This is a genomic window from Methylobacterium mesophilicum (genome assembly GCF_022179445.1).
GTDB classification, from domain to species: Bacteria; Pseudomonadota; Alphaproteobacteria; order Rhizobiales; family Beijerinckiaceae; genus Methylobacterium; species Methylobacterium mesophilicum.
This window is the reverse complement of the sequence record NZ_BPQU01000015.1, coordinates 58,126-70,691: the sequence shown is the minus strand read 5'-3', so window position 1 is coordinate 70,691 and position 12,566 is coordinate 58,126. Positions and strand designations below refer to the sequence as shown.

12 protein-coding genes are annotated in these 12,566 nt (G+C 71.1%); 6 read left to right on the top strand and 6 right to left on the bottom strand.

The window, feature by feature from the left end; genetic code table 11:
- The first annotated feature begins 65 nt into the window (after positions 1-65).
- The 3 genes from MFF40_RS16165 to MFF40_RS16155 all read left to right on the top strand — a co-directional run bounded on the left by MFF40_RS16165 (position 66) and on the right by MFF40_RS16155 (position 2,746).
- A complete protein-coding gene (locus MFF40_RS16165; RefSeq protein ID WP_147856997.1) occupies positions 66-704 on the top strand; it encodes a class I SAM-dependent methyltransferase in 639 nt (212 codons plus the stop codon).
- 247 nt (positions 705-951) lie between these two features.
- Positions 952-2,424: a glucose-6-phosphate dehydrogenase gene (gene zwf, locus MFF40_RS16160; protein ID WP_238261336.1), complete on the top strand. Its 1,473-nt coding sequence runs from the start codon at positions 952-954 to the stop codon at positions 2,422-2,424.
- Positions 2,425-2,545: 121 nt separating this feature from the next.
- The gene (locus MFF40_RS16155) at positions 2,546-2,746 is read left to right on the top strand and encodes a hypothetical protein (protein WP_147899365.1); all 201 of its coding nucleotides are present in this window, start codon (positions 2,546-2,548) and stop codon (positions 2,744-2,746) included.
- A gap of 217 nt (positions 2,747-2,963) precedes the next feature.
- Here the strand turns inward: MFF40_RS16155 and MFF40_RS16150 are convergent, their stop codons facing one another.
- Positions 2,964-4,460, bottom strand: a complete 1,497-nt coding sequence (locus MFF40_RS16150; RefSeq protein ID WP_238261334.1) for an OpgD/OpgG family glucan biosynthesis protein — start codon at positions 4,458-4,460, stop codon at positions 2,964-2,966.
- A gap of 295 nt (positions 4,461-4,755) precedes the next feature.
- Here MFF40_RS16150 and mdoH point away from each other — a divergent pair, with 295 nt between their 5' ends.
- On the top strand, positions 4,756-6,726 hold the full coding sequence (mdoH, locus tag MFF40_RS16145; RefSeq protein ID WP_238261332.1) for a glucans biosynthesis glucosyltransferase MdoH: 1,971 nt from the start codon (positions 4,756-4,758) through the stop codon (positions 6,724-6,726).
- 525 nt (positions 6,727-7,251) lie between these two features.
- A complete protein-coding gene (locus tag MFF40_RS16140; protein WP_147856557.1) occupies positions 7,252-7,911 on the top strand; it encodes a L,D-transpeptidase in 660 nt (219 codons plus the stop codon).
- A gap of 51 nt (positions 7,912-7,962) precedes the next feature.
- Here the strand turns inward: MFF40_RS16140 and MFF40_RS16135 are convergent, their stop codons facing one another.
- The 4 genes from MFF40_RS16135 to MFF40_RS16120 all read right to left on the bottom strand — a co-directional run bounded on the left by MFF40_RS16135 (position 7,963) and on the right by MFF40_RS16120 (position 9,422).
- Complete coding sequence (locus tag MFF40_RS16135; RefSeq protein WP_147856556.1) at positions 7,963-8,289, bottom strand: cupin domain-containing protein; 327 nt, start codon at positions 8,287-8,289, stop codon at positions 7,963-7,965.
- 114 nt (positions 8,290-8,403) lie between these two features.
- Positions 8,404-8,697 (bottom strand): type II toxin-antitoxin system RelE/ParE family toxin, encoded by a 294-nt coding sequence (locus tag MFF40_RS16130; protein WP_283206108.1) that lies wholly within the window; start codon positions 8,695-8,697, stop codon positions 8,404-8,406.
- On the bottom strand, positions 8,694-8,921 hold the full coding sequence (locus MFF40_RS16125) for a hypothetical protein (protein ID WP_147856555.1): 228 nt from the start codon (positions 8,919-8,921) through the stop codon (positions 8,694-8,696). Before MFF40_RS16125 ends, MFF40_RS16130 begins: the two co-directional genes overlap by 4 nt.
- Before the next feature lie 78 nt (positions 8,922-8,999).
- Positions 9,000-9,422 carry a gamma-butyrobetaine hydroxylase family protein gene (locus MFF40_RS16120; protein WP_238261330.1) on the bottom strand — a complete coding sequence of 141 codons (423 nt, stop codon included), beginning with the start codon at positions 9,420-9,422 and terminating at the stop codon, positions 9,000-9,002.
- 81 nt (positions 9,423-9,503) lie between these two features.
- Between MFF40_RS16120 and moaA the strand changes: the two genes are divergently transcribed.
- The gene (gene moaA / locus MFF40_RS16115) at positions 9,504-10,562 is read left to right on the top strand and encodes a GTP 3',8-cyclase MoaA (RefSeq protein WP_238261328.1); all 1,059 of its coding nucleotides are present in this window, start codon (positions 9,504-9,506) and stop codon (positions 10,560-10,562) included.
- A 546-nt stretch (positions 10,563-11,108) separates the two neighbouring features.
- Here moaA and radA read toward each other — a convergent pair.
- Entirely contained in the window at positions 11,109-12,545 is a 1,437-nt protein-coding gene (gene radA, locus MFF40_RS16110) for a DNA repair protein RadA (RefSeq protein WP_238261326.1), read from the bottom strand.
- Positions 12,546-12,566 lie beyond the last annotated feature (21 nt).

Genomic DNA, 12,566 nt, shown 5'->3' with positions numbered 1-12,566 from the left:
GCTTGACTGTAAGACGGCGCGTTGCCTTAGCCTTCCATTCCCATCGGCTTCGAGGAATCCAGGACTTGCCGCCGCTCCGCCGTCCCAGTGCGAAGGCCCCTGCCGCCAGGGGTGACCATCTTGGGCCGCGGCGCGACCCCCTGGAGGACGAAGCCCGCTTCCTCCGGTCCTGGTTCGAGCGGCCGCTCGTCACCGGCGCCGTGACCCCGTCTGGCAAGATGCTGGCCCGGACCATGGCGTCCTACGTCGATCCGCGCCGCGAAGGCCCGGTGGTCGAACTCGGCCCCGGCACGGGACCGGTCACGGAGGCGCTGATCCGCCGGGGCATCGCGCCCTCGCGCCTGATCCTGGTGGAGTTCAACCCGGATTTCTGCCGCCTGCTGACACGCCGCTTCCCGGGCGTGACCGTCATCCGCGGCGATGCCTACGACATGCGTGCGACCCTCAAGACGGCGCTGGCCCAGCCCGCCGCGGCGACGATCTCGAGCCTGCCGCTGTTCACCAAGCCGCTGGAGCAGCGTCTCGACCTGCTCAACGCCGCCCACGACCTGATGCAGCCGGGCGCGCCGTTCGTGCAGTTCACCTACGCGGTGGTGCCGCCGATCCCGGCCCGCTGCGAGGCCGGCAGCTACACGGCCGACCGCTCGAACCGGGTCTGGCTGAACCTGCCGCCCGCGCGAGTCTGGGTGTATCGCCGGCCGTAGGACACCTCTTGTCGCCACCAGCTGTCCCAGCGGAACGCCGCGCCGCGCGGAGGCCTGGGTTGCTTCGCTGCGCTGCAATGACGGGCCTGCATCGGACCGAGCCGGCGTTCAGCTCTTCATCCGGAGGCATGCGCCGCGGACCTTGCTGACGGTCCCCCCTCGTCTGGCGAAGCGTTTGCACCCAGGTTAGGTCAGTGCGGCGCGCCCGCCGCGCTGCACCCGCGCACGACACCAGGGAGCCGCTCTTTTGGCCACGATCATCCCCGTTGCCTCGTTCGACTGCGTCGTGTTCGGCGCCACCGGCGATCTCACGGCGCGCAAGCTGCTGCCGGCGCTGTTCTACCGGTTCCGGGACGGGCAGATCCCGCAGACCAGCCGAATCATCGGCGCCTCGCGCTCTGACCTGTCGACGGACGCGTTCCGCGAGCATGCCCGGGACGCCCTCAAGCGCTTCGTGCCCGCCTCGGACCTCGCCGAGGACGCGCTCCACGCCTTCCTCGACCACGTGGATTACGTGGCGGTGGACGGGGCCAGCGAGAGCGGCTGGGCCGACCTCGTGGCCAAGCTCGACGAGCGGCCCGACCAGGTCCGGCCCTACTACCTCGCCACCTCGCCCGACCTCTACGGCTCGATCTGCCGCAACCTCGCCTCGCACGGGCTCGTCGGCGAGAAGTCCCGGGTCGTGCTGGAGAAGCCGATCGGCAAGGATCTGAAATCCGCCCGCGCGATCAACGACGCGGTCGGCGAGGTCTTCCCCGAATCGCAGATCTTCCGGATCGACCACTACCTCGGCAAGGAGACGGTGCAGAACCTGCTGTCCCTGCGGTTCGCCAACACCATCTTCGAGCGGCTCTGGACCTCGGACGTGATCGACCACGTCCAGATCACCGTGGCCGAGACGGTGGGGGTCGAGGGGCGGGCCGGCTACTACGACACCTCGGGCGCGATGCGCGACATGCTGCAGAACCACATCCTGCAGCTGCTGTGCCTCACCGCCATGGAGAGCCCGCTCAACCTCGAGGCGAATTCCGTGCGCGACGAGAAGCTGAAGGTGCTGCGCGCGCTCAAGCCGATCACCGCCCACGACATCCAGTTCGCCACCGTCCGCGGCCAGTACGTGGCGGGCGCCGTCGACGGCAAGCCGGTGGAGGGCTACCTCGCCGAACTCGGCCACGAGAGCCGGACCGAGACCTTCGTGGCCATGAAGGTCGAGATCCAGTCCGGGCGCTGGGCCGGGGTGCCGTTCTACCTGCGCACCGGCAAGCGCCTGCCGCAGAAGCTGTCGGAGATCGTGGTCCAGTTCCGGGCCTCGCCGTTCTCGATCTTCCCCGAGGAGGCGTTCGGGCGCGAGCCGAACCGCCTCGTGATCCGCCTGCAGCCGCAGGAGGGCATGAAGCTCGAGGTGATGACCAAGGATCCGGGCCCCGGCGGCCTGCGGCTGCGCCCGACCGACCTCGACATCTCCTTCGAGGAGACCTTCAAGCAGCGCTACCCGGACGCCTACGAGCGCCTGCTGATGGACGTGGTCCGGGGCAACGCCACCCTGTTCATGCGCCGCGACGAGGTCGAGGCCGCCTGGGCCTGGGCCGACGGCGTGCTCAAGGCCTGGGCCGACCGCCCGGAGGCGCCGCGGCCCTACCCGGCCGGAAGCTGGGGGCCCACCGCCGCCATCGCGCTGATCGAGCGCGACGGGCGGACCTGGCACGAGGAGCTGCGGTAAAGGCGCGGCGGCTTACGGCCAAGCTGCCTTGATGCGGTCAAGCCGGGTGCCGAGATTGGTCCCCGCCGCCGGCCACCGCCCCGCGAGAGGGCGGGCCCGGCCCCGCACGAGGGATCATCGCATGCTGAACACGTATCCGGACGTGGCCGGCTCGGCCGAACGCCGGCTCGAGCGCTCGGTCGACGCCGCCCTGCGGGTCATCGCGGCCGCCCATGTCGAGCGGCAGGCGCCGCCGATCTCCGCCGCCCGCCGCCGCCTGAGCGAGGTCTACGGCGCCACCCGCCTCGCCAAACGCCTGGAGCGCGAGCGGCGCAGCGCGTGAGGTCGGGTCGGGCTACCGGTCGGTTGAGATAGGGCCGCTCCCCCCGCAGCCACAATCCGTTTGCCGGACGGGCGCGGGTCCCCTCTCCCGTGCGGGAGAGGGACAGGGTGAGGGATCAGGTTCTTCCGGAGAGGTCGCATCCCTCACCCCAACCCTCTCCCGCACGGGAGAGGGGGGTCGTCGCGACCTGCATGGAAAGATGTGCGAACGCCGCAGATCAGACGGCCGCGTCCCAGGTCTCGCTGATGGGATTCGCCCCACGCACCAGCCGCGCCCGCAGCACGATGTCCCCCGCCGGCATCGGCTGGGGCGGTCGCCACTCCACGTAGATGCGCCAGCCGCCGGTCTGCGGCACGAAGTTGGCCACCGGCTCGTGCAGCGTGCCGGCGCTGGCCGAGACCTCCGCGGCGACGGTCTCGTCCGGCCCCTTCGGGAGCGACGGACCCTCGAAATCGATCATGCAGAGCCGCCGCTCCGGCCTCGGCGGGACGGTCGGGCGCAGGCGTTCGGCCGAGCCGAACCGGGTCTCGGTGACCCGGGCGAGCGCGGGCTGCGGGATCGCGTCGGCCGGCTCCGCCCCCACGGTGGTCAGGCCGTAGGCGAGACGCAGGGCCGTGCCCGGCCGCACCGGATCGGCCGGCGCGAAGGCCGCCACGATGTTGTCCATGTACTCTTCGTCCGAGGGGATCTCGTAGAGCTGCACGGCGCCCTCCGCGAAGGCGTCGCCGCGATCGGGGGACACCCACAGGCCGGGCCGGGCCTCCTGGCGCGCCTCCACGTCCAGATAGGCGGCAAAGCTCCGCTCCCGCTGCAGCAGCCCGAACCCTGCGAGGGGCTTGGCCGCGAAGGCCGAGATCTGCGGCTGCCGGCGGCCGTTGACCAGCGGCCGCCACAGCCGGTCGCCCGGGGTGGCGACGCAGAGCCCGTCGGAATCGTGCACCTGCGGGCGGAAGTCGTCGAACGGCTTGGCGCCCCGGGCGCCGGGCCCGTTCTGGCCGTACAGGAACATGCTGGTGAGCGGCGCCAGCCCGAGCCGCGGGATCGTGGTACGCGGATGGAGCGACGCGGTGACGGCGATCCGCGCCGGGTCCCCGGGGGTGATCACGAACCGGTAGGCGCCGGACACGCTCGGGCTGTCGAGGAGCGACAGCACGGTCAGGCTGCGCGCCTCCGGCTCCGGCTCGCACAGCCAATGGGCGACGAAGTCGGGAAACTCTTCGCCCTCCGGCGCACCGGTGCCGATTGAGAGCCCCCGCGCCGAGAGCCCGTATTCCTGGCCGGCCGCGCGCAGCCGGAAATAGGAGGCGCCGAGAAATACCAGAAACTCCTCCTGGAAGCCTTTGGGCCGCCAAGCCGGCGTGTCCGGGAAGGCGTAGTGCAGGCGGAAGCCCGCGAAGCCGAGATCGGCCGGAAAACCCTGGCCGGCGAGCCGCCCGCCGAGGTCGAACATCCGGCTCTCGTACGGGATCGGCCGGGCCGGGCCACTGCGCGGCTGGAGGTAGAGCGCCACGCGCTTGCGCTGCAGGAAGCCGCGGTGGAACAGCTGCGCACTGAAATGGCGGCCCAGCGGCACCCCCTCGGACGGCCGGAAGACGATGCTCCGGTAGCCGTCGTAATCCAGCCCGGTCAGCGCGGGCGGCAACTCGCTGGGCGGGGCCGCGTAGGGGGCGGCGGCCAGGCGCTCGGCCTGGGCCGACAGGGTCTCGAAGGTCATCGCGGCGTCCTGAGAAGCCCCGGAGACCGGTCCCTGCGGCTGAAGCGCCGGTCCGGCCCATGTTCGGGCGCCATTCAGATCTATAGCGCTAGGTAGAATACTGCCGGCAGCCGCGGTCAGGGCCGTCCTGAGAACGCTGCGTCGGGAGGGGGGATCGATCCGTTCGGCCTCCGGCTGCCTGTGCGGCCGGGTCGGCTGCGTGTCCTCGCCCCGCATATCGGTGTCCACGCTCATCGGTTTCCGCCCGTACGCGGCGCGGCGGCCGACAGGCTTCCACGGTCGAGTTTCTCGCGCCATGTCCTCACGCGTCCCCTCCTCACGCGTCACCGCCTCCGCCGAGCGGCCGCACCGGAACGCCCGTCCGGGCCTTCCCGATCCCCAGCCTGTACGGACCGTCGCGGTCCCGCCCGAACCCGAGGCCTGGGCCGGTCGCCGCCGGGCCCTGCTGGCCCGGCGCCTCGCCCTGGCGGTCCCGAGTCTCGCCACCGCGGGCGGTCTCGCATGGCTGGCTGCCACCGCCTACCCGGCCGGCGGCAGCCCGCTGGCCTGGACCCTCCTGGTCCTGTTCGGCCTGGTGATGGGCTGGCAGGGTTTCGTGGCCTGCCAATACGTCTACGGGCTCGTGGCCGCGCTCCTGGGCGACCGGGCGAAGTCGGTGCTGGAGCGCCGCGCCGAGGCCGCCCAGGCGCCCTCCGCCGGCTCCGGCCGGACCGCCGCCGTGGTGGCGATCCACGCCGAGGACGCGGTGGCGGTGTTCGCCCGGCTCCGGGTGATGGCCCGCTCGCTGGCGCGCGAGCAGGCGCAGGGCTGTGGGGAAGCCATCGACATCTTCGTCCTGTCGGACACCCGGGACGGCGCGATCGCGGCCGTCGAGGAGCATGAATTCGCCCGCATCCTGGCCTGGGCGGAGGCCGACCCGGCCCTGCCGCGGATCCGCTACCGCCGCCGGACCGAGAATACCGGCCGCAAGGCCGGCAACATCGGCGCGTTCTGCCGCAGCCACGGCGCGGAATACGCCTACATGATCGTCCTCGACGCCGACAGCCTGATGACCGGCGCCGCCATGACCCGGCTCGTGGGCCTGATGGACGAGAGCCCCCGCACCGGCCTGATCCAGACCGTCTCGTACGCGGCCGGCCGGGACACCCTGTTCGCCCGGATCCAGCAATTCGCCGTGCGCCTCTACGCGCCCCTGGCCCTGCGCTGCCTGGAGACCTGGCAGGGCCCTGAGGGCAGCTACTGGGGCCACAACGCGATCCTGCGGATCGAGGCTTTTGCCGAGAACGCGCAACTCCCGGTCCTGCCGGGGCGGGCGCCGCTCGGCGGCGAGATCCTGTGCCACGACATCGTCGAGGGCGCCCTGATGGTCCGGGCCGGCTGGGAGGTTCGCCTGCTGCCCGAGATGGGCGGTACCTGGGAGGAGATGCCCACGAACCTCGTCGACCTGCTCGGCCGCGAGCGCCGCTGGTGCCAGGGCAACCTGCAGCACCTGCGCGTCCTGCCCTGGGCCGGGCTGCACGCCGCCAGCCGCTGGCACCTCGCGGTGGGCATCCTGGCCTACGGCATGCTGCCGCTCTGGATCGCCTTCCTGGGCCTGGCCTCCTGGCAGGCGGCCCGCATCGGCGACCTCGGCCTGCTCGCCTACGGGCTGACCGGCCACGGCGCCGCCGCCCACGGCCTCGCCGCCCTCAGCCTCGCCGTGCTGGCGCTGCCCAAGGTCCTGAGCCTCGGCCACGTCCTCGCCTCGCCCGAGCGCCGGGCGGCGTTCGGCGGGACCCGGGCGCTGCTGGCGAGTGCCGCCCTCGAGCAGGCCGCGTGGGTGATCCTGTGGCCGGTGCTGACCCTGTTCACGGCCGGCGCCGTGGTCTCGACCTTCCTGGGCCGGGTGGTGCGCTGGGAGACCCAGGACCGCGACGACCGGGAGGTCTCCTGGTCGGAGGCGTTCCGGCTCCAGGCCGACGCCGTCGTGGTCGGGGCGCTGATCGCCTTCGCCCTGGTCTGGGCCGGCGATGCCTGGCTCGGCCTGTGGCTGGCGCCTTTGGCCCTCGCGCTGCTGGCGAGCCCGGCCCAGAGCGTCTGGACCAGCCGGGCCGATCTCGGCCGCGCCGCCCGGGCCCGGGGCCTGTTCCTCACCGCCGACGACACCGCGCAGGCGCCGGAGCTGGCCGAGCTGAGCCAGATCCGCGGCCTCCCGGCCGCCGCGCCGGCTCTCGTCCGCGCAACGCCCCTCGAGCCCGCGATCTGGCTCGCCGCCGACGAGGCGTGAGCTTCGGGCTGGATAAACACCGCGCCGATGGCCCGGCATGAAGTCGCCGAGGCACGCAGTGACCCCGTGGTTCTGCTCCCCGATCGGCAAGCCGACGTCGGCAGAGCAAATCGCTTTGTCATTCCGGGGCGCCGCAGGCGAGCCCGGAACCCAGAGCCGCCGACGGTGCAAGATCGTGAGCTCGGCGGTTATGGATCCCGGGCTCCGCCGCGCGGCCCCGGGATGACACGCAGGGTGTTCGAACGTCCGTGTAAGGCGCGCCTCGATCGGGACCAGCAATGTCCCATGCGGTTGCCTCGATGCCCGCCGACACGCGCGACCGCCCTCGTCCATCCCCCGCGCTTATGGCCAAGCTGCCACAGTGTTGCCATCGAGTCACGGAGGGGCGGAACCGGCCGAGCGGGGCGGTTTGAGGCTTGGTTTTGGGACGCGAGCGTTTACCCCTTGGCGAGGATCGGCACGGCATCGTGCCCCGGTAATTCGCTGCGTTCCCACTCCATTTCGCGCCTGCCCCGAGAGGCTTTGATGCGTCGTTTCCTTCCCGCCCTCGTCGGGCTCTTCGGCGCGGTCGCCTGCACCGCGCCGGCGTTCGCCTACGAGATCGACCCGCTGACCCGTCAGCCTCTGAACGATGCGCTGTCCGTGCGGGTGCGCCCGCAGGCCATCGAGACCGTGGCGGTGCCGGTGGCCAACGCCTCCCTCAACCCGGCCGACCCCATGGACGCGGCGGTGCCGCAGATGTCGGCGATCCCGCGCGAGACCGTGGCGTATAGCGGCCCCTACGGCGCCGGCACGATCGTGGTCTCCACGGCCGAGCGGCGGCTCTATTACGTGATGGGCGGCGGCCAGGCCCTGCGCTACGGCGTCGGCGTCGGCCGTCCGGGCTTCACCTGGGGCGGCGTGCAGACCATCACGATGAAGCGCGAGTGGCCGGATTGGCGTCCGCCGTCGACCATGCTGCGCCGCCGGCCAGACCTGCCGCGCTACATGAAGGGCGGCCTCGAGAACCCCCTCGGCGCCCGCGCCATGTATCTCGGCGGCTCGATCTACCGGATCCACGGCTCGAACGAGCCGGAGACCATCGGCACCGCCGTCTCCTCGGGCTGCATCCGCATGACCAACGACGACGTCACCGACCTCTACACCCGCGCCAAGGTCGGCACGAAGGTCATCGTACAGCGCTGATTTTTTGGGACTTTTCGTTCAGGGCCGGCCGCGAGGTCGGCCCTTTTGCGTTCAGGCCTCGGGCATTGTCACAAGCGCATCGGGGCGCTTCACCTCGATCTCGATGAACGCGATCGGATGCTCCGACCCGTTCATGACGTCGTGCCGGATCCCGGCCGGCCGCATGTAGGATTGCCCGGCCGCCAGCAGGGTCTCGCTGACCGCCGCGCCGTCATGGACGCGCAGCACGCCCTCGACCAGCATCACCACGAAATACGGCCAGCCGTGCTCGTGCCAGCCGGTCACCGACCCGGGCGGAAAGTCCCAGCGGGTGATCCGGACCGTGGCGTCGTCCTGCTGGATCGTGGGCACTGCGGGGATCGTGCAGGTGAAGGCCATGGTGACTCCGAGGCTGGCGGGACGTCCGGCTCGCACCGAACGTCCAAAGATTAGGATGCGATCGCCGGCCGAAGCGCCGGTCAGATCTGAACGCCCGATCGGCCCGACCGCGCGTCACGGCGCTCCCGGCATCGAGGAGGGGGCACGGGCACCATGGCGGATTCCGATGATGACGACTTCGTCATCGGAAGCCTCGTAGAAAATTAAATACGGGTAGGGTCGCACTGCGATGCACCGCAGATTTTTTAGGCTCGTCAACCGGCCGCTTCTCGGCTGATCCATAAGGAAATCGAGGACAATCTGGATCCGGCCCTGAACGCGTCGTGCCCCTTGAGGCGATGCCTGCGCGATCTCCGAGAGCACACGCTCAAGTTCCGCCGCCGCATCCGCAGTAAAGCGCAGTCTCAAAGCCCGTGCTTCGCCCAGATCGCCCGGATCTGCTCATCCGAAGCGAAATCACGCCGCTCCGCCTGGGCGCGCGAGTTCGCGAAAGACGCTTCTTCCTCCGGGCTGATCCGGTAGACAGGCTCGTCCTCGCCGGCGAGGCGCAGGAGGACGCCGGCCAGCTCGTCCTGGGTTTCGGAGGGCAGCATGCGCACGCGCGCGATGGCTCGGTCGAGAAGCTCCGTCATGCCGTCATCGTGCGTCGGAATCATTGCCGAGAGAAGTCGTCATGGCGCGGAAGCTGCCGGCTTTCTGACCAGTCGACCTCAATGGCAGCCGCACGAGCCCGAGCCGCAGCCCCCGGTCTGCTTCACCGGGGCGGTGCGCGCGGTCTCGCGGTCGAGTCCGCGCTCGGACAGTTCGGTGAGGTAGGTCTGCCAGCGGGATTCGTAGTCGCGGCCCAGCGTGTGGAGATAGCTCCAGCCGTAGATCCCAGTGTCGTGCATGTCGTCGAAGCCGAGCTTGACCGCGTAGTTGCCGATCTGCTCGACGGCCAGGATCGCCACCGCGCGCTTGCCGCCGATCACCTTGCGCTCCAGGGGCGAATGCCCCTGCACCTCGGCCGACGGGCTCGACACCCGCAGGTACTCGGCCGGCAGGGCGAAGCGCGACCCGTCCTCGAAGGCGACGTTGAGCACCCGCCGGTCGGCCGACAGGCGGATCTCGGTCGGCCACAGATCCTCGTTCACGGGTCACACTCCTCAAGCATTCCGGGGCCGCGGCCCGGGGTCGGCTTGCCCACGACCGTATCGGGCATCATATGCTCAATCATGCTCGATGACATCTCCAGCACGCCGCAGGGGTTTTCGGCCGAGGCGCCCCGCGCGCCGAGTCCCGCACCGCTGATCGACCCGTTCCAGCGGGCGATCTCCTACCTGCGCATCTCCGTGACGGATCGCTGCGACCTGCGCTGCGCCTACTGCATGTCGGAGACCATGCAGTTCCTGCCCAAGCGCGACCTGCTGACCCTGGAGGAGCTGGACCGGCTCTGCGGCGTGTTCATCGCCCGGGGCGTGCGCAAGCTGCGGATCACCGGCGGCGAGCCGCTGGTCCGCCGCGACATCATGCACCTGTTCCGCCGCCTGTCGCGCCACCTCGATTCGGGCGCGCTGGACGAGTTGACGCTGACCACCAACGGCACGCAGCTCACGCGCTACGCCGCCGAGCTGGCGAGCCTCGGGGTGCGCAGGATCAACGTGTCCCTGGATACGCTGGACCCCCAGAAGTTCCGGGCGATCACCCGGCGGGGCGACTTGCCGGTGGTGCTCGACGGCATCGCGGCCGCGCGGGCGGCCGGCATGAAGGTCAAGATCAACGCGGTGGCGCTGCGCGACGTCAACGCCGACGAGATTCCCGACATGATCGCCTGGGCCCACGGGCTCGGCATGGACATGACGCTGATCGAGGTCATGCCGCTGGGCGAGATCGAGGCCGACCGCACCGACCAGTTCCTGCCCCTGTCGGTGGCCCGGCAGCGCCTGGAGAGCCGCTACACCCTGACGCCGCTGCCCGACCGCACCGGCGGCCCGGCGCGCTACGTCCGGGTCGAGGAGACCGGCGGCAAGCTCGGATTCATCACGCCGCTGACCCACAATTTCTGCGAGAGCTGCAACCGGGTGCGTCTGACCTGCACCGGCCAGCTCTACCTGTGCCTCGGCCAGGAGGATTCGGCGGATCTCCGTGCCGTGCTGCGGGCATCGGACGACGATTCCGTGCTGGCGGCCGCGGTGGTCGAGGCGATCACCCGCAAGCCCAAGGGCCACGACTTCATCATCGAGCGCCAGCGCCCGGCCGCGGTGCCGCGCCACATGAGCGTGACGGGGGGGTAGACCACGGACACTCTGCCCCGCAGGGCGACGATGGTCCCACATCGGCCGGTACAGGCCGCGACGCGCCCCCTCTTCCGTGCGGGCTAACGGATTCACACATCGCAGTCCGGATGGTTCTAGGCCGCAAGAGAACCCTATCCGAGGCCAGCACGCGCCTTCCCTCCCCCCTCTGCGGGGGAGGGTGGCCCCCGGAGGGGGTCGGGAGAGGGGAGCGACGGTGCAGAAACGGGCTTTGCCCGTCGTGCGGGTCGCACCATGTCCTGCACCCGGGCTCCCCTCTCCCGACCCGGCCTGACGGCCGGCCCACCCTCCCCCGCAGAGGGGGGAGGGAGACGCGCTTGAGGTTAGCCTGGGTCCACATCCACCAGCCGATGTGTGAACATCTAAGCCCGTGCGGGAGAGGGTTGGGGTGAGGGATACGCCCTATCCGGAGGAACCTGTCCCCTCACCCTGTCCCTCTCCCGCACGGGAGAGGGGACCTGCGCCTCGTCCGGCGCCCGTGCTCCCCAGCCCAATGTGTAGATCCCAAAGTAGGGGTAAGCCCGCTCACATCTCCTCGTCGGCGTAGCGCGATTGCGCCCGCCCGCGCTGGCCCGCACCGCGCCGGGGTGCCCCGGAACTGATCCCGGCCACCAGGTCGGCGATGTGGCGCAACGTCTCCACCGCCAGAGCCTTGTCGCCCTCGCCCCGGCCCTGCGGGATCAGCGCCTTGGCGAAGCCGAGCTTCTGGGCCTCCTTCAGCCGGGCGCCGGCCTGGGCCACCGGTCGGATCGCCCCGGACAGGCCGATCTCCCCGAAATACACGGTCTCCGGAGGCAGCACCGCCCCCGACAGGGACGAGACCAGGGCGGCCGCCACCGCGAGGTCCGCGGCCGGCTCGGTGATGCGCAAGCCTCCGGCGACGTTCAAATACACGTCGTGGGTGCCGAGCCGGATGCCGCCATGGGCCTCCAGCACGGCCAACACCATGGACAGCCGGTTCGGGTCCCAGCCGACCACGGCCCGGCGGGGCATGCCGAGCGAGGACGGCGCCACCAGCGCCTGGATCTCCACCAGCAGGGGCCGCGTGCCCTCCATCCCGGCGAAGACCGCGGTGCCGGCGGCCTGATGGTCGCGGCCCGCCAGGAACAGGGCCGAGGGGTTGGGCACCTCGGCGAGCCCCGCATCGGTCATCTCGAACACGCCGATCTCGTCGGTGGGGCCGAAGCGGTTCTTCACGGCGCGCAGGATGCGGAAATGGTGGCCCTGGTCGCCCTCGAACGAGGCGACCGCGTCGACCATGTGCTCCACCACCCGGGGGCCGGCGATCTGCCCGTCCTTGGTGACGTGGCCGACCAGGATCACCGCGGTGCCGGTGGTCTTGGCGAAGCGGATCAGCGCCTGGGCCGAGGAGCGCACCTGCGTGACCGTGCCGGGGGCCGATTCCACGGTCTCGGTCCACATGGTCTGGATCGAATCGATGATCGCCAGCGCCGGCGGACGGCCCTGACTCAGGGTCTCGATGATGTCCTCGACATTGGTCTCGGCTGCCAGATCCACCGGACGGGAGCTCAGCCCGAGCCGCTCGGCCCGCAGGCGTACCTGCCCCACCGCCTCCTCGCCGGAGATGTAGGCGACCCGCTCGCCGGTCCCCGCCATGGCGGCCGAGGCCTGCATCAGCAGGGTGGACTTGCCGATGCCGGGATCGCCGCCGAGCAGGATCACCGAGCCGCGCACGAAGCCGCCGCCGGTGACCCGGTCGAGCTCGCCGATCCCCGAGGGGATGCGCGGCGCCTCCTTGGTCTCGCCGGTCAGGCCCTCGAGCGGAAACACCCGGCCCCGGGCGCGGGACGGCCGGGTCGCGACCGGACCGGACTGGCCCGGCGCCGCGGCCGCCTCCTCGACGATCGTGTTCCAGCCGTTGCAGGCCTCGCAGCGCCCGCGCCAGCGGTTGTAGACCGCCCCGCAGGATTGGCAGACGAAGGTCTGGTGGATCTTGGCCATTCGGGTCCGCGCGCCGCCGGT